The sequence below is a fragment of the Kaistia granuli DSM 23481 genome (assembly GCF_000380505.1).
GTDB lineage: Bacteria > Pseudomonadota > Alphaproteobacteria > Rhizobiales > Kaistiaceae > Kaistia > Kaistia granuli.
This window is the reverse complement of sequence record NZ_AQYH01000020.1, coordinates 1-16,726: the sequence shown is the minus strand read 5'-3', so window position 1 is coordinate 16,726 and position 16,726 is coordinate 1. Positions and strand designations below refer to the sequence as shown.

At 65.3% G+C, this 16,726-nt stretch carries 17 protein-coding genes; 14 read left to right on the top strand and 3 right to left on the bottom strand.

The features are described 5' to 3' along the window. Positions 1 to 18: 18 nt before the first annotated feature. Genes G342_RS0121675 through G342_RS24950 form a run of 3 tightly spaced genes read left to right on the top strand, consistent with a single transcriptional unit; the run spans position 19 to position 2,401 of the window. The gene (locus G342_RS0121675) at positions 19 to 1,014 is read left to right on the top strand and encodes an NAD-dependent epimerase/dehydratase family protein (protein WP_018185273.1); all 996 of its coding nucleotides are present in this window, start codon (positions 19 to 21) and stop codon (positions 1,012 to 1,014) included. Next, positions 1,014 to 2,003: a glycosyltransferase family 2 protein gene (locus tag G342_RS0121670; RefSeq protein WP_018185272.1), complete on the top strand. Its 990-nt coding sequence runs from the start codon at positions 1,014 to 1,016 to the stop codon at positions 2,001 to 2,003. The genes G342_RS0121675 and G342_RS0121670 overlap by 1 nt, the downstream gene beginning before the upstream one ends. Next, positions 2,003 to 2,401: a GtrA family protein gene (locus G342_RS24950; protein ID WP_018185271.1), complete on the top strand. Its 399-nt coding sequence runs from the start codon at positions 2,003 to 2,005 to the stop codon at positions 2,399 to 2,401. The genes G342_RS0121670 and G342_RS24950 overlap by 1 nt, the downstream gene beginning before the upstream one ends. A 46-nt stretch (positions 2,402 to 2,447) precedes the next feature. On the opposite strand, the gene G342_RS0121660 is transcribed toward G342_RS24950, so the two are convergent. Then, on the bottom strand, positions 2,448 to 3,494 hold the full coding sequence (locus tag G342_RS0121660; RefSeq protein ID WP_018185270.1) for a Gfo/Idh/MocA family protein: 1,047 nt from the start codon (positions 3,492 to 3,494) through the stop codon (positions 2,448 to 2,450). 267 nt (positions 3,495 to 3,761) lie between these two features. On the opposite strand from G342_RS0121660, the gene G342_RS0121655 reads away from it, so the two are divergent. The 5 genes from G342_RS0121655 to G342_RS0121635 all read left to right on the top strand — a co-directional run bounded on the left by G342_RS0121655 (position 3,762) and on the right by G342_RS0121635 (position 9,334). Further along, positions 3,762 to 4,415, top strand: a complete 654-nt coding sequence (locus G342_RS0121655; protein ID WP_040879257.1) for a CatB-related O-acetyltransferase — start codon at positions 3,762 to 3,764, stop codon at positions 4,413 to 4,415. Between the two features lie 180 nt (positions 4,416 to 4,595). Next, on the top strand, positions 4,596 to 4,844 hold the full coding sequence (locus G342_RS0121650; RefSeq protein WP_026304688.1) for a YtcA family lipoprotein: 249 nt from the start codon (positions 4,596 to 4,598) through the stop codon (positions 4,842 to 4,844). A 3-nt stretch (positions 4,845 to 4,847) separates the two neighbouring features. Beyond that, on the top strand, positions 4,848 to 5,891 hold the full coding sequence (mdtN, locus tag G342_RS0121645) for a multidrug transporter subunit MdtN (protein ID WP_018185267.1): 1,044 nt from the start codon (positions 4,848 to 4,850) through the stop codon (positions 5,889 to 5,891). Positions 5,892 to 5,896: 5 nt separating this feature from the next. Continuing rightward, positions 5,897 to 7,765 (top strand): FUSC family protein, encoded by a 1,869-nt coding sequence (locus G342_RS0121640; RefSeq protein WP_018185266.1) that lies wholly within the window; start codon positions 5,897 to 5,899, stop codon positions 7,763 to 7,765. 3 nt (positions 7,766 to 7,768) lie between these two features. Continuing rightward, positions 7,769 to 9,334 (top strand): TolC family protein, encoded by a 1,566-nt coding sequence (locus tag G342_RS0121635; protein WP_018185265.1) that lies wholly within the window; start codon positions 7,769 to 7,771, stop codon positions 9,332 to 9,334. Here G342_RS0121635 and aspT read toward each other — a convergent pair. Next, positions 9,331 to 11,022 carry an aspartate-alanine antiporter gene (gene aspT / locus G342_RS0121630; protein WP_018185264.1) on the bottom strand — a complete coding sequence of 564 codons (1,692 nt, stop codon included), beginning with the start codon at positions 11,020 to 11,022 and terminating at the stop codon, positions 9,331 to 9,333. The genes G342_RS0121635 and aspT overlap by 4 nt on opposite strands. 195 nt (positions 11,023 to 11,217) lie before the next feature. Next, entirely contained in the window at positions 11,218 to 11,934 is a 717-nt protein-coding gene (locus G342_RS0121625; RefSeq protein ID WP_018185263.1) for a helix-turn-helix transcriptional regulator, read from the bottom strand. A 477-nt stretch (positions 11,935 to 12,411) separates the two neighbouring features. On the opposite strand from G342_RS0121625, the gene G342_RS0121620 reads away from it, so the two are divergent. The 6 genes from G342_RS0121620 to G342_RS0121595 all read left to right on the top strand — a co-directional run. Beyond that, on the top strand, positions 12,412 to 12,714 hold the full coding sequence (locus G342_RS0121620) for an urease subunit gamma (RefSeq protein WP_018185262.1): 303 nt from the start codon (positions 12,412 to 12,414) through the stop codon (positions 12,712 to 12,714). Positions 12,715 to 12,755: 41 nt separating this feature from the next. Beyond that, positions 12,756 to 13,229, top strand: a complete 474-nt coding sequence (gene ureB, locus G342_RS0121615) for an urease subunit beta (RefSeq protein WP_018185261.1) — start codon at positions 12,756 to 12,758, stop codon at positions 13,227 to 13,229. A gap of 41 nt (positions 13,230 to 13,270) precedes the next feature. Then, on the top strand, positions 13,271 to 14,992 hold the full coding sequence (locus G342_RS0121610; RefSeq protein WP_018185260.1) for an urease subunit alpha: 1,722 nt from the start codon (positions 13,271 to 13,273) through the stop codon (positions 14,990 to 14,992). Positions 14,993 to 15,023: 31 nt separating this feature from the next. Further along, positions 15,024 to 15,644, top strand: a complete 621-nt coding sequence (locus tag G342_RS0121605; RefSeq protein WP_018185259.1) for an urease accessory protein UreE — start codon at positions 15,024 to 15,026, stop codon at positions 15,642 to 15,644. Then, positions 15,616 to 16,344, top strand: a complete 729-nt coding sequence (locus G342_RS0121600) for an urease accessory protein UreF (RefSeq protein ID WP_026304685.1) — start codon at positions 15,616 to 15,618, stop codon at positions 16,342 to 16,344. Before G342_RS0121605 ends, G342_RS0121600 begins: the two co-directional genes overlap by 29 nt. Before the next feature lie 20 nt (positions 16,345 to 16,364). Further along, on the top strand, positions 16,365 to 16,726 hold a 362-nt coding region (locus G342_RS0121595; RefSeq protein ID WP_018185257.1), incomplete at its 3' end, for a GTP-binding protein.

The window sequence follows — 16,726 nt, the reverse complement described above, 5'->3', positions numbered from 1 at the left end:
CGATCGGAGGCGGCGGAGATGTCGCGGGTCCTTGTAACAGGCGGCGCAGGCTTTATCGGCTCCCATCTGGTCGCCGCCTGCCTGGCCGCCGGTCATTCCGTGCATGCGATCATTCGGCCTGGGTCCGACACCCAAAGGCTGCGGCCCTTCGACGGCCGCGTCACCCGCCACGGCTTTGATCTCAGGGACGAGGACGAACTCAAGCACTGCTTGGGAGAGGTACAGCCCGAGCTGATCTTCCATCTCGCCGCGCGGCCGCGCCGGCGGGAAGATCGGAGCCTCGACGATGTGCGGGACGTTGCTCGCGAGGATCTGCTGGGGCTGATCGGTCTGCTCGCCGCCGCCGCCGCCGCCCCCCGCCCGGCAAGCAGACTTGTCCGCGCCGGATCACTCGCCGAATATGGCGCGGCTCCCTCCCCCTATCGCGAGGATGTTCGCGAGGCGCCGTTTACCGCCTATGGTGCCGGGCTCGTCGCCGCCACCCAGATCTGCGCCGCGCTCCAGCCGCGCCTGCCCTTCCCCGTCGCCACCGCCCGACTGGCGCTCACCTATGGGCCGGCCCAGTCTACCGACTATCTGCTGCCGCTCCTGATCCAGCGCTGCCTCGCCGGCGAGCAAACCCTCGTGCGCCACCCGACGGATAGGCGCGATCTGGTTCATGTCGACGATGTCATCGAGGCCCTGATGCGCCTGGGCACAGCCTCCCTGCCGAAGGCGGCGATCGTCAACGTCGCCAGCGGCCTCGCACCGACCATGCGCCAGATGGCCGAGCTGGTGATCGCGCATACCGGGGCCGATCCGGCCTCCATTTCGTATGGTGACGGCCATGCCACATCCGGAGCCCCCGATCTCCGTGGGTCGACCGACTTGGCGCGCCAATGGCTCGGATGGCAGGCGCGCATTCCGCTCTCCGAGGGCATCGCACGCACCGTGACGTGGTATCGCGCCTCCTCCGTCGAGGCCGACCGGCGCACCGACCGCGCAGCGATGGCCTTTGCTGCCGAGGTGCCGTGATGGGAAATGCCAAACCGCTCGTCTCTGTTCTGGTGCCTGCCTTCAACGAGGAAGGAAACGTGCGGCGCGCCTATGAGGCGATTGCCGATACCTTCGTCGGCCTGCCGGAATACGACTATGAGATCATCTTCACCGACAACCACTCGACCGACCGGACCTTCGAGCTTCTGAAGGAGATCGCCGCCAGGGATCCCCGCGTGCGCGTCATCCGCTTCAGCCGCAACGTCGGCTACCAGCTCTCGCTGCTCACCGCTTACAAGGCTGCGAACGGTGACTGTTCGGTGCAGATCGACTGCGACCTACAAGACCCGCCGCACCATATTCCCGCCATGCTGGCCCGCTGGCGCGAGGGCCACCAGGTCGTCTACGGCATCCGCCGTTCGTTGCAGGACGGCTGGTTCACCATCCAGATCCGGCGCGGTTTCTATCGTTTCATCAATGCGTTGAGCGAAGATGACCTGCCCGTCAACGCCGGTGAGTTCCGCCTCGTCGATCGCCGCATCCTGAACGAGCTCCGGCAGGTCGACGATACCTCGCCCTATCTGCGCGGCCTGATCAGCGCCATGGGTTTTTCGCAGGTCGGTTTCGAATATGACCGGCAGGCCCGCGTCACCGGCGGCAGCAAATTCCCGTTCCGCGCCATGCTGGCGCTCGCGGTCGACGGCATTCTCAACCATTCGCTCGCCCCGTTGCGGCTCGCCTCGATAGCGAGCCTGGTCGTCGGCACGGTGACGCTGCTGCTGCTGTTCGGCTATCTGGTCGGCAAGCTGCTGTTCGGCCAGGACTGGCCGGCCGGCTTCGCCACGACGACCATGCTGCTGCTGCTCTCGATCACGCTCAACGCCGTCTTCCTCGGTATCGTCGGCGAATATGTCGGCCGCATCTTCATGCAGGCGAAGCACCGGCCGAAGCCGATCGTCGAAGAGACGGTGAACGCCGACAACCGGCGCGTCTACAAGCTGACGATCCCGGATCTGGAGGCGGGTTGATGCTGTCGCCTTCCGGCCCGCTCGGCCCACCCGCGCGGCGCTTCGATACGCTGCTGCGCTTCGCGGCAGTGGGCGCGATCACCACGCTGCTCGACATCAGCCTCTTCACCGCGCTGGTCGCGGCAGGAGCGCCGCCGGCGCCGGCCAATCTGGTTTCCTATTCCTGCGGCATCGTCGTCAGCTACGCACTCAACCGATCCTGGACGTTCGGAGTCGGCCATAATCCGGTCCAGGCGCTGAAATTCGGCGCCTCGACGCTGACCGGCCTGCTGATCTCGACCGTTCTGGTCGCCGCCCTCGCCACCCTGCTGCCGCCTGCGGTGGCCAAGGTCCTGAGCGTCCCGGTCGTCTTCGCCTGGAACTACCTGACCGCGCGGCTCTGGGTGTTCCGGGTCTGAGCAAGCGGCGAGGCAGGGCGCGCAGGCCCTGCCGCGCCCTCTGCCATCATGACACGGCTTCGTCCCGCCGGCTTCCATTGGACAGCTGCGCCAGGTCCAGCACCTTCTGGATCGCGGCGGCGCGGCGGAAGGTCGGCTCCTGCGCCTTGCCGGCCCGGACGGCGGCGACGAAGCGCTGATAATTGGTCTCGACCGGCTCAAGCGGCACCTCGCGCCAGGTGGCCGTATCGAGGTCGTCGCCCCGGCAGACGCGCAGCGTCGAGACGCCGGTGTTGTAATTGATCTCCAGCGCGCCCTTCTGGCAGAAGATCCGCAGATGCAGCTCGTCGAGATGGCCGGCTCCCATCCGCGTCGCATGGATGACGCCGAGCGCGCCGGTTGAAAAATCGACGTTCATGGTGAAGCTGTCATTGGCGTCGAGATCATATTCGCCGATGCGGTTTCCCGGCCCCTTGTCGAAGGTCTTCAGCCGGCCGAACACATGCGCGATGTCGAGACCGCTGCCATAGGAAGCGAAATCGACGATGTGAATGCCGATGTCGCCGAGCGTGCCGTTCGAGCCGTGTTTTCTCGAAAGCCGCCAGAGCCATTTGCTGTCGGTCTGCCAGTCGCCCCAGGCTTTGGCGACGAGCCAGCTCTGTAGATAGGACGCCTCGACATGGCGGACCGGCCCGAGCTCGCCCGACAGCACGATCTCGCGACCCTTCTGCAGGGCGGGCGAATTGCGGTAGGTGAAGTTGACCATGCCGACCTTGCCGGAGGCTTCCATCGCCTCGGTCATCTCCATCGCCTTTGCCGCGTCGGTCGCCAGCGGCTTCTCGCAGAAGACATGCTTGCCGGCGGCGATCGCCTGCATCGTGGTCGGATGATGGATGCGGTCGGGTGTTACGTTCGCCACCGCGTCGAACTCGCCCCATGCCAGTGCCTCATCGAGGGTGGCGAACTGCCGGACGATCCCATGCTCGGCGCAGAAGCCGGCCAGGCGCTCCGGCACGACGTCGACGCCGCCAACGACGCTGACGCCCTCGATGGCGGAGAAATTTTTGGCATGTTGGTTCGCCATGCCTCCCGTGCCCAGAATGAGCAGACGCATATCGACCCTTCCTCCCGGTCCCGCTTGAAGCCATGCCCCGGCCTCTTCCCTCCGCGGCATGGATGGCGCACCGCTTCGTTGCGCTGCCAGATGATAGCGACGGCTTCGGTTCGGGAACAAGCTCGGAAAGCACGGAAGCGGACGCCCGCAGACTGACAAGCCGGCGCCCACGCATTGCGACGTGCGGGCGAGGTTGCTATCCAGCTCGCCATGATCGGCGAGCCCCCAGATCGCGCGCGGCCGCCCCCCGAGAACGAAGCCAAGATCATGAACGAGCCCAAACCGTCTACCAAGCACTGGTCGATCGTCGAGCGACTGCACGAAACCGTTTCCAACCCCAACATCCATATCCGGGGCACGAACAGCTACTACAGCAACGCCTGGACGGGCTCCTTCGAGGAGAGCGTGGTGCGCTATCTCTACGGCGATGAGTACAGCGCCAAGAGCTGGGACCCGCTCTGGACCATCGATCAGCTCCATATCGGCGACTATGTCTGCATCGGCGCCGAGGCGGTCATCCTGATGGGCGGCAACCACACCCATCGAACGGACTGGTTCAGCCTCTACCCCTTCGCCGAAGTCATCCTGGACGCCTACAAGGGCAAGGGCGACACCACCATCGCCGACGGCGCCTGGATCGGTATGCGCGCCATGCTGATGCCCGGCATCACGGTTGGCGAGGGTGCCGTCATCGCGTCGGGCGCCATCGTGACCAAGGACGTCGCCCCCTACACGATCGTCGCCGGCAACCCCGCCACGCCGATCCGCCAGCGCTTTCCGGCCGAGACCGTCGACAGCCTGCTCGCGCTCGGCATCTACGGCTGGGACAAGGCGAAGTTCAACGCGTTGCGCTCCTTCATTTGCTCCGACGATTTTTCGGCGCTGGCGGCGGCATCGGCCCGATACGACGACAAACTCTGACACGGCCAGGCAACTTTCCGGGACGGCACGGCCGTCCGGGGCGGCTTTCCCCTGTGCCATGCAACACCCTCGGTTGCACCCGCCCGGTCAAAACTGGTAGTCTGTCAGCGGAATGAAGACGGGCCGCCGCGCTCGGAATTTGGGGGTTGGCGTCTCATGAGACTTGTGTCCTGCGCTCGCTTGGCGCCGTTCGCCGCGATCGCATTGGGCGGCTGTATGCAGGCGCAGGCTCCGTCCATCCCCCTGTTCGGGTCCTATTTTCCGGCCTGGCTCGCTTGCGCCGTCGTCGGGATCCTCGGCGCCGTGCTGGTGCGCGTCGTCTTCGTTTTCATCGGGCTCGACGATCGGCTGCCGCTGCGGTTGTTCGTCTATGTCTGCCTCGCGGCGGGCATCGCCTTCGCCACCTCCCTCCTCTTCTTCGGAAACTGATTCATGGCAACGCCAGGCAAGCTCGGCAAGGCGCTCGGAGCCGTCGTGGGTCTCGGGATCGTCGCGGGAGCAGCCGTGCTGGGCTGGACCTATCTGCGTCATAGCGAGCTGAATCCGATGTCGGAAGACGCGGTCATCCAGGCCGATTTGGTCAACATCTCCTCGACCGTGCCCGGCCGCATCATCCAGATCGCGGTCAAGGACAATGACCGGGTGAAGCGCGGCGATCTGCTGTTCGCCATCGACCCGGTTCCCTATCGCCTCGCCGTCGAGCAGACGAAGGCCGACCTGCAGATCGCCGAGGCGGCGCTCTCGACCCAGCAGCGGACGATCCGCGCCGAGACGTCCAACGCCGCGATCGCCAGCGAGCAGATCTCGCGCGCACGCGTCAACCTCGACCTCGCCACGCAGACGCTGGAGCGCCTGACCGCGCTTCGTCCCAAGGGCTATGTCACCGCCCAGCAGGTCGACGACGCGGCGACCGCCAAGCGCGACGCGACGATCAGCCTGAACCAGGCGCTGGCGCAGCGCGAGGCGGCCGACGCCCTGGTCAGCACGCTGGACGGCGCCGAAGCGCTGGTCTCGGCGCGCCGCGCCGCCCTGGCGCTGGCCGAACGGAACCTCGCCGATACAGAGGTTCGCTCGCCGCATGACGGGCTGGTGGCTGGTCTGACCGTCGCCACCGGCCAGTTCGTCATCACCGGCCAGTCGGTGTTCACCCTGATCGATACCGAGAATTGGTTCGTCACCGCCGCCTTCCGCGAGACGGAGCTCAGTCAGATCGAAGTCGGCGCCTGCGCCACCGGCTATGTGATGGCCAATCGCTCTATCCCGCTTCGCGGCCGCGTCACCGGCATCGGCTGGGGTGTCAGCTCGGAGGAAATCCTGATGATCCCGCGCAACCTGCCCTATGTTCCGAAGACGCTGAACTGGGTGCGGATCGCGCAACGATTCCCCGTCCGCATCCTGCTGGACAACCCGCCGCCGGATCTGATGCGCGTCGGCGCCTCGGCGCTCGCCACCATCCATAGCGCCGAGCGCTGCTGACTCCGATGTCGCTCCGAATCCACCAGGTCATCGCCGATCTCCGGCCTTTCGAGGGCCGGTTCGGCATGACATGGCGGGTCGCCCTGCTCTGCGCTCTGGTTGCCGCCGTTGCGATGATCTACAAGATCCCGGAACCGGCGATCGGCTGCTACCTGATCATCTATCTGATGAAGCAGGACGCCTCGACCAACATCGTGCTGGCCATCGGCGCCACCATCCTCGTCACGGTCTTCGTCGCGCTCGTCTTCCTGCTGACCCGGTGGACCATCGAGGTCCCGTTCCTCCGGCTGGCCGTGATGGCCCTCGCCTCCTTTGCCTTCGTCTATCTCGGGTCCGTCAGCAAGCTTGGCCCGCTCGGTTCCGACATGGCGCTGGTCATCACCTTCGCGCTGACGCTAGTCAGCGCCGCGCCGCTCGGCGAAGTGGTGACGCGGGGCCTGCTCTATGCCTGGCAGATGGTGACCATGCCGATGGCGCTGATGCTGTGTTTCAACCTGGTCCTCGGCTGGAAGCCGTCGACCCTGCTGCGCACGACGGTGCGCGAACGGGTCGAGGCCGCGGCAGAGCATCTGGTCCGGAACGACGCGGCGAGCCTCGAGAGGCTGCGAGAATTGTTGCGCGAGGGCAATGCCGAGCACGACCAGCGCGCCTTGCTGACGCGTATCCTGCACTATGTGCCGAAGCGCGTCTCGAACATGCTGGCGCAGGCGATCGAGCAGAGTTACGCGCTGATGCTCGCCGTATCCGCCCTGCCCGCCACCGTGACCGCCGACGAGCGAAACCGCCTCGCCGCGTATTGCCGGCTGGTTGCCGAGGCGCTCGCCGCAGAGGCCGCCATTCCCGCGCCACAGGAACCGACGTCATCTAGCGATCCCGCCCTGCGCGAAGCCTGGGCGGAGCTCGGTGCGATGGCCGATCCCGACCCGGCCTGGCCCGCCATGGCGCAGGAACCGTTCTTCGCGGCGGATGCGCTGTCGAACCCGGCGCATCAGCGCTTCGCCCTGAAGACCACGCTCGCGGCGATGATCGCCTATGTCGTCTATGCCGGCATTGACTGGCAGGGCATCCATACGGCGATGATCACCTGCTTCGTCGCCTCGCTCGGCACCACCGGTGAAACCGTGCACAAGCTGACGCTGCGGATCGTCGGCTGCCTGATCGGCGCGGCCATGGGCCTCGGGGCCATCCTTTTTGTCATCCCGAGCCTCACCAGCGTCGGCGGCCTCATGGTCCTCGTGTTCCTGGCCATGCTGCCGGCCGCCTGGGTTTCGTCGGGCAGCGAGCGAATCTCCTATGGCGGCGTGCAGATCGGTCTCGCCTTCCTGCTCACGGTCCTGCAGGGCTTCGAGCCCAGCCTGGACATGGATTCGGCGCGCGACCGCATTGTCGGCATCCTGCTCGGCAACCTGCTGGTCTATCTGATCTTCACGCGGATCTGGCCGGTCGGCGTCGTCGTCGCCGTGCGCGCCGAGCTCTCCAATGCGCTGGCCGGCCTGTCGCGCCTCGCCGCACTGCCGCGCGACGACCGCCGCGCCCTCGTCAACGAAGCGGCGGCGGCGACCGTCGATCTGCGCCAAGCCGCCGATCAGCTCGCCATGGCCCATTTCGAACCATCGTCACTCCGACCGAGCGCGGACGAGATACGACGGTTCGAAGCCGTGATTTCGGAGGCGGAGCAACTCCCGGCCAACCTCCTTCTGGCTAGCGCCGGCGATCCGGACGAGGCGGCGCGGCTGGCGCGGCTCTCCAAGGTCGTCGCCACCGGGACGCAGCCGGACCCGTCCGTTCCCCCAGAAACTCTGGACGCGTCTTCGGCCCGGCATGATACGGCTGCGGAACGCATATCCCGAATCGAGCATGCATTGGTAAGTTGAGGCATGATGGCGAGCCCCTTCCACCCGCGTCGACGCGTCCGCGCGAGCTTCGGCTTCGCCGTCACCGCAAGCCTGCTCGCCCTTCTGACCGGCTGCGCGCAATATGCCGAACAGCTCGCTCCGGAATCGCCGAACGAACCCTGGCAACAGGGTCGCAAGACGACGGTCAGCCTGCTGCCGCAGGATCCGGCCTCGTCGCAGCAGGGCCCCCAGCAGCGGGACTTCGCCGTTCGCGGCAATCCCGAGCTCACCGTCCTGCCCCCGGCGCCCGAAGTGCGCGCCGGCAAGGCGTATCAGCTGCCCGAACTGATCGACCTCGCGGCCCGCAACAACCCGACGACGCGCGTCGCCTGGGAGCAGGCCCGACAGGCGGCGCTCGCGGTCGGCATCGCGGAATCGACCTTCCTGCCGACGATCTCCGCCAATGTCATCGGCGGCAGCCAGCAGATCACGACCCCGGTCGACGTGCTCGGTGTTCGCAAGGACATTGAAACCAATGTCAGCGGGGCGACCACGGCGGTCGCGCTGCAGTGGCTGGTATTCGACTTCGGCCAGCGCAAGGCCGCCGCCGACGTCGCCAAACATGTGCTGACAGCGGCGAACGTGAACTTCAACGGCGCGCACCAGCTGCTGATCTTCAACGTCACCCGCACCTACTATCAGTACGGTGCGGCCCAGACGCGCACCGAAGTGGCGGGCCAATCGCTGCGGAACAGCCGCGCCATTCTCGAGGCCGCCGTCGCCCGCGAGAAGAAGGGCATCGGCACGACGGTCGAGGTGGCGCAGGCGCGCCAGCAGGCGGCGCAGTCCGAACTGCGCCAGGTCGTCGCCCAAGGCCAGGAGCGCGATGCCTATCAGGCGCTGCTCGCGGCGATGAGCGTGTCGCCGACGCTGAACATCAAGGTCGCCAATTCCGGCCGCCGCCGGCTGCCCGCACCGGCCGATGTCTCGACCGACGAGATGATCCAGCAGGCGCTCGCGCGACGCCCGGACGTGCTGGCGAGCTATGCCAACATGAAGGCCGGAGAAGCCGGGATCAACGTCGCGAACGCCGACTTCCTTCCGAAGGTGTTCCTCTCGGGCGTCGCTGGCCAGGGCACGAGCGGCTTCAACACGGCCGGCTTGCCGACGATCGGCCAGCAGGGCTCCGGGGCCGGCGTGCTCGTCGGCGCGACCATGCCGATTTATGACGGCGGCCTGCGAGCCGCCAATCTGAAGGCGGCCGAATCGCGCGCCGCCGTGGCGCGGGCCACCTTCGCCAAGACCCAGGAAGAAGCCGTCCGCGAAATGGTGGTGGCGTCCAACACGCTGCGTTCGGCGCTCGCCTCCTATCGCGCCGCCAGCAAGCTGACCGATGCCGCCGCGATCACCTATGACGCGGCGCTCGACGCCTATCGCAACGGCTTGGGGACGGTGACCGCCGCGACGGTCGCCGATAGCGGCCTGCTTGACGCTCGCCAGGCGCGAGCCGACGCGCATGCCGCCTCGCTGGTCGCCGCCGCCAACCTGGCCTTCGTGCTGGGCGCCATGACGTCGCCCCGGGCGGGCGAGACGCTCTCCTACCGCTAACGCGCCAGTAGGACGATCAGGATGCCGCCGATGGTCAGCAGGGTGTTGGCCACCGCGCAGCTGACAGTGAAACCAAGGGCCGGCGTCTGGCTCTTGGCGCGCGCCGTCAGCATGCCGAGCGACGCCGTCGAGGCGCGAGCGCCGGCGCAGCAGCCGAGCAGGATCGCATCGTCGAAGCGGAAGACGTACCGGCCGATATAGAGGGCGAGGATGAGCGGCACGCTCGTCACCACCATGCCCCAGAAGAACAGGCCGAAGCCCAGTTCCTGCACGCCGGCAAGGAAGCTCGGGCCGGAGGACAACCCGACTACGGCGATGAACATGTTGAGCCCGAGCGCATTCATCAGCCAGTTGGCCGCCGGCGGAATGCGACCGAAGGTCGGGTGGACCGAACGCAGCCAGCCGAGCGCGATGCCGGCGAGCAGGACGCCTCCCGACGAGGACAGCGTGATCGGCACCGAGCCTACCCGCAGCAGCACGGTTCCGAATAAGGCGCCGATGACGATCGCCGCGCTGACAAGCGCCAGATCCGTCTCCTCGGGGGAGCGGTCCGCGCGCCCGAAGGCGGATAGCGCTGTCGAGATATCCTGCGGCCGACCAAGAATGGTGACGACATCGCCCCGGTGCAGAGTCGTGGCCGGCAGGATCGGGATATCGACGCCGGTGGCTCCCCGGCGAATGCGGCGCAGGAAGATGCCGCGCGTGCTGGGTAACTCGGCGAGTTCCTGCAGCGTCCTGCCGTCGATCTTGCGGTTGGTGATCAGGACTTCGGTGCCCTCGACCCGCACGTTCAGCAACTCGGCGTCCTCGACCTCCTTCAGCCCGGATCCTGCCAGCCGCATCAGGGTGCCCCGATTGCCGGCGACGCCGACCACGTCGCCCGCCTGCAGCACCAGATCGGCCGTCGCCTCGACGATCGCGCCATCGCGCCGGACCCGCTCGATGAACAATTGCGACGAACCCTGCGCGGCCTCGGCGGCGGCGGCGCTCTGGCCGACCCAGTCCGAGCCCGGACCGACGCGATAGGCGCGCGCGATATGCTGATGCCAGGCGCGCGGGCCGTCGCCCGAACCGCCATGGCCGCCCATCTTCATTTCATAGGCCCGGCAAGCGGCGACGAGGTCGATTCCCAGCAGCTTGGGACCGACAACGGAGATAATCATCGTCGCACCGATGGTGCCGAAGATGTAGGTCATGGCGAAGGCCGTCGGCACCGCGTCGACCAGCGTCTTCGCTTCGGCCGCCGGCAGGCCCAGCTGCTCGATCGCGTCGACGGAAAGCGCCAGCGCCGAGGAAATCGTCGATGCCCCGGCGAACAGGCCCGCCGTCGAACCGACGTCATAGCCGGCGATGCGCCCGGCGATCCATGCGGTGGCCAGGCAGAGAATGCTGACGACCAGCGCGAAAAGCGCCTGCGGCACGCCGTTCTTGGCGATGCCCTGCACGAATTGCGGCCCGACGCTGTAGCCGATCGCGAACAGGAACAGCAGGAAGAAGATCGACCGCACTTCGTTGGAAATGCTGATGTCGAGCTGGCCGACGACCAGCGCGGCGAGCAGCGTGCCGGTCACCGCGCCGAGCCCGACGCCCTTGAACGACAATTTGCCGAGATAAGAACCGATGGAGAGACAGAGAAAGACCGCGATGGCGGGGTGAGCCCGCAAGGTGTCGACCAGCCAATTCCACATGGGATTCATTCTCGACAGTTGCGCGCCGACAGGAGGCGCAATGTTTCAGGGCCCGACGGCCATGCGCCGCATAGCATGCGATTCGTGCGCGCGAATGAAGGTGGATATACACCCACAACTCCCGCCCGGGGGGCGATCCGATGGCAGCGCCCGAAAGGAGCCGATTTCATGGGATCGCGCACATCCGCCGCACGCCTAGAGCGACGCGTACATCGCGGCGGCCTGGGCCCGGGACCCGACCTCGAGCTTCTTCAGAATTTCGATCACGTGGTAGTCGATAGAACGCTTGGATTGTCCAACGATCAGGGCGATGTCGGCATTCGATTTCCCGTTCGCAATCCATTTGAGGACTTCGCGCTGCAGCGATGAAAGCGATAGGAACTTGGCGCTGCCCCCAGGGGCCTCTCCAGTCTGCAATCCGATGGCGGCTGCACGTGACTTGCCGACCATGCCAATGATTGACGCGGCATGCAGCACGTCCCTGTCGGGCTGGCGATCTGCAAACGACAGGAGCGTCAGCGCCCCCAGCTTTTCCGAACGGCTAGGCAGTGGAATTGTCAGGCCGCCGAAAATGCCCGCATGCTCGATATACTCGTAATAGTCCCGCTGGCGACGATTGTTCCAGCGGCTCCTTTGCCACAGGAGCGGGCCCGTACCGGTCGCAGCAAAATCGAGCAAGGGGTCTCTATCCGACCATCCGTCACGCTCATAGGCGACGAGATCATCATATGACCAGTTGGTCAGGGTCGGGTCCGTCATGAAGTCGCGCTTGGCGCTCTTCTCGCAAGCTAGGTTGAAGCTGTCAAAACCGAGCGAGCAGACGGCGGAATAAATCGCAATCTGCAACTCTTGCTTGTCGGCTGCGTTACATATCTCAGCAACCGCCGTCGATGTCAGTTCCAGCAAAAGCAATACACGCATTCCCGGGAAATAAGATCATGAACGCGTTAGCAATGAATCATTTATTACAAAATTTGAACCATTGGGTAACGTATCATGGCAACCACCGGTTGGCAACTGATCGGTCGAGCTGTTGGTGCAACGTTCAGCCGACGTTATGGGGAATAGTATAGGCAGAACTTGTGACGAGATCTGTCATCGTATAGCTTTGGTTCGGTTGATGCTGGGGGGACTGCATGGAAATCGCTCGCTTTCGTCGTGTCGCGCACGGTTCGGCCTGGCAACAGGTTGTACCGGTGATCGTCACGGCAAGTGGCAAGGACCAGCCGAGGCGCCCTTGAATTCGATATCTAGACACACAGCTCTTTGACGTATTCAGGATGGCACTACCCGGCTACCATCGACCGTCACAGAGCTGAAGCACACGACGCCTAAGCATAGATCGATGTCGGCCAGCGTAGATTAGCTGCAACAAGTTCGGAGACGACGATGCATTTGACGCCGCGGGAGTTCGATAAGCTTATCATCCACATGATGGCGGATGTCGCGCTCAAGCGCAAAGCCAAGGGACTGAAGCTCAACCATCCCGAGACAGTCGCAGTGCTGTGCGCCTGGGTCCTTGAAGGCGCTCGCGAAGGCAAGTCCGTTGAAGAAGTCATGGATGGCGCCCGCCACGTGCTGACGGCCGCGGATGTCATGGACGATGTGCCGGCCATGCTGCCGCTCATCCAGGTCGAAGCGGTGTTCACCGACGGCAGCCGCCTCGTCAGCTTGCATAGTCCCATCGTCTGAACCGTCCGCTCCCAGCTGGCGAGGAAATCCAGGAGGCTGCCTTGGCTAAGAAAACGACCGCGCAACCCGCCGGCTCCGCCCAACCGGCGGCGACTTCGGCCCCGACGCCGCCCGGCGGCTATGTGCTGGCGCCCGAAGCAATCGAAATCAATGTTGGCCGGCCGCGGACGACGTTGACGGTGCGCAATACCGGCGACCGACCGATCCAGATCGGCTCGCATTTCCATTTCTTCGAGGTAAACCGCTACCTCGAATTCGACCGCGCCGCTGCCTTCGGCCAGCGCCTCGACATCCCGGCCAACACGGCCGTGCGCTTCGAGCCAGGCGACGAGAAGGAAGTGACCCTCGTCCCGTATGGCGGCAAGCGCTTCATCTTCGGTTTCAATGGTCTGGTCGACGGCTGGACCGGAAGCGGTCCGACGCCCGGCTACACGCCGAACAAGGACCTGGCGGTCGCCAAGGCTGAGGAGCTTGGCTTCAAGTCGCGGGCACAAAAGACGAAATCCGCGAAGTGATCCCTCGCCCTTTCCATTTCGGTTTCTAGAGGTACGTCGCCATGACACAGATATCTCGACAGCAATATGCGGATCTGTACGGCCCCACGGTCGGGGACAAGATCCGGCTCGGCAACACCAATTTGTATGTGCAGATCGAGAAGGATCTGCGCGATACCTATGGCGACGAACTGCAGTATGGCGGCGGCAAGACGCTGCGCGACGGCATGGGCTCCGAGAACCAGCTGACGCAGGAAGCCGGCTGCCTTGATCTCGTCATCACAAACGTCACCGTGCTCGAGCCGACGCTCGGCGTGGTGAAAGCCGATGTCGGCATCCGCAACGGCCGCATCGTCGGTCTCGGCAAGGCCGGCAACCCGTCGACCATGGACGGCGTTACGCCGGGTCTGGTGACAGGCGCCTCGACCGACGCCATTTCCGGCGAGCATCTGATCCTGACCGCCGGTGGCATGGACACCCACGTCCACTACATCTCGCCGCAGCAGGTCTATGCCGCGCTTTCGAACGGCATCACCTCGCTCTGGGGCGGCGGCATCGGCCCCGTCGACGGCAGCAACGGCGTCACGACCACCAATGGTCCGTGGAACCTCGAGATGATGCTGCGCTCGATCGAGGGGCTGCCGATCAACATCGGCCTGCTTGGCAAGGGCAACTCGACGGGCAAGGGCCCGATGATCGAGCAGCTGCATGGCGGCGCCGCCGGCTTCAAGGTGCACGAGGACTACGGCGCGACGCCTTCGGCCATCCGCGCCTGCCTCTCGGTCGCCGACGAGTACGACGTCTCGGTCGCGGTCCATACCGACACGCTGAACGAGGCCGGCTATGTTGAGGACACGATCGCTGCCTTCGACGGCCGCACCATCCACACCTATCACAGCGAGGGCGCCGGCGGCGGCCACGCCCCTGATCTGCTGAAGGTCGTCGGCCAGAGCAATATCCTGCCGAGCTCGACCAACCCGACCTTGCCCTGCGGCAAGAACTCGGTGGCCGAGCTGTTCGACATGATCATGGTCTGCCACAACCTCAACCCGAAGATCCCCTCCGACGTCGCCTTCGCCGAGAGCCGCGTGCGCTCGGAGACGATCGTCGCGGAGAGCGTGCTTCACGATCTCGGCGCCATCTCGATGATCGGCTCCGACTCGCAGGCCATGGGACGCATCGGCGAGAGCTTCCTGCGCGCCATCCAGACCGCCGACGCCATGAAGGCGGCGCGCGGCCAGCTCGAGGAAGACGCGTCGGACAACGACAATTTCCGCGTCCTGCGCTATGTCGCCAAGGTGACGATCAACCCCTGCATCACCGCCGGTGTCTCGCATGAGATTGGTTCGGTGGCGCCCGGCAAGTTCGCTGACCTGGTGCTGTGGGAGCCCGCCTTCTTCGGCGCCAAGCCGAAGATGGTGCTGAAGGGCGGCTTCGTCGCCTGGGCCAATATGGGCGACCCGAACGCCTCGCTGCCGACGCCGCAGCCGATGTACTATCGCCCGATGTTCGGCGCCTTCGGCACCGCAATGCAGAAGAGCTCGATCACCTTTGTGTCGCGCGCCGCCTATGACGACGGGATCGGCGAGAAGCTCGGCCTGCAGCGGGTGATCAGCCCGGTTTCCGGCACGAGGACGCTCGGCAAGCAGCACATGGTCCGCAACGACTATCTGCCGAACATCGACGTCAATCCGGAGACCTTCGCGGTCACCATCGACGGCAAGCATGTGACGGTCGACCCGCCGACGAGCATTTCGCTCAACCAGCTCTATTTCTTCAGTTGATCGCCTGCGTTTCCGCGCAGCAGAGGCACGCATGATACTTATCGAAAGCACGCTTGGTAACGTTCGGGATCCGGAGTGGGCGAGGACCCTCGACGGGGCGACGATCGACTGGTTCGAGCTGGACCAGTGGGAAGCCCAGAAGAGCCGCCTCCGCAAGGCGACGGCCGGCGATGTCGAACTGGCCCTTTCGCTCGACCGCAATTCACACCTGCATGACGGCGACATCCTCACCTGGGACGAGGGCAAGCGCGTCGCGATCGTCGCCCGGATCACGCTGCGCGAGGTGATGATCATCAACCTCGATGATGTGGTCAGCGAGCAGATCCCGAAGATGGTGCAGACCCTGTTCGAGCTCGGCCATGCGCTGGGCAACCAGCATTGGCCGGCCGTCGTCAAGGGAACCAAGGTCTACGTGCCGCTCACCGTCGACAAGAAGGTGATGAACTCGGTGATGAAGACGCACGCCCTCCCCGGCGTTCGCCATGAGTTCATGCCCGGCTCGGACGTGATCCCCTATCTGGCGCCGCATGAATCGCGCCGCCTGTTCGGCGGAGCCAGCGACACGCCGCATTCGCATCACCACGCGTCAAAGGATGCCCACGGTCATGGACATTCGCATGGCCATGGCCATTCCCACGACCATGAACACTGAGGAAGGTTCCGGCCGGTCCCTGTCGGAACTGCTCTACCTGCTCCAATTCGCCGATTCCGCCCTGCCGGTCGGCGGCTTCTCGTTCTCCAACGGACTGGAAACCGCCATTCAGCAGGGCATCGTCGACGGTCCGGCGACGCTGCGCACCTACACGCAGACATCGATGTGGCAGGCCGCCACCAGCGATGGCGTGGCGGTGCTCTGCGCCCATCGGGCCGTCAAGGCCGGCGATGTCGACGAGCTGATGCGCATCGATCGGCTGACCTATCAGCGCAAGCTGAACGAGGAAACGCGGCTAATGACGGTTCGCATGGGCAAGAAGCTCTGCGAGCTTTCGGCGGGCATGATCGAGGAACCGCTGCCGCGCGACTGGTTTCAGCGCATCAAGAGCGGCGAGACGCCGGGCACCCATCCGGTCAGTCTCGCCATCACGCTGGCGACGCTGGGCGCCAATCGCCGCGACGCGTTCGGCGTGCACCAATATGGCGTCGGAAACGGCGTGCTCAGCGCCGCGCTCCGCTTGATGCGGATCTCGTTCGTCGACACCCAGAAGATCCTTCTGGACGTGACGGCCCAGGTGGGTCCTGCTTATGAGCAGGTCGCCGACGCGACCGTCGACGAGATGGCGAGCTTCTCGCCGATCATCGACATTCTCGCGGCGGTCCACGTCAAGGGCCACGTCCGCATGTTCATGAACTAACAAGGTAGCTGGATAGCACTATGAAAAAGATCCCCCGCATCGGCATTGGTGGACCCGTCGGCTCCGGCAAGACCGCCATCATCGAGGCGATCACCCCCGTGCTGGTCAAGCTCGGCTATCGCATCCTGGTGATCACCAACGATGTCGTCACCACCGAGGACGCCAAGCATGTGCAGCGCACCCTGCGCGGCATCCTGCTCGAAGAGCGCATCATCGGCGTCGAGACCGGCGGCTGCCCGCACACGGCCGTGCGCGAAGACCCCAGCATGAACCTCGCCGCCGTCGAGGAGATGGAAGCGAAGTTCCCCGATTCCGACCTCGTGCTGATCGAGAGCGGCGGCGACAACCTCACCCTCACCTTCAGCCCGGCGCTGGTCGACTT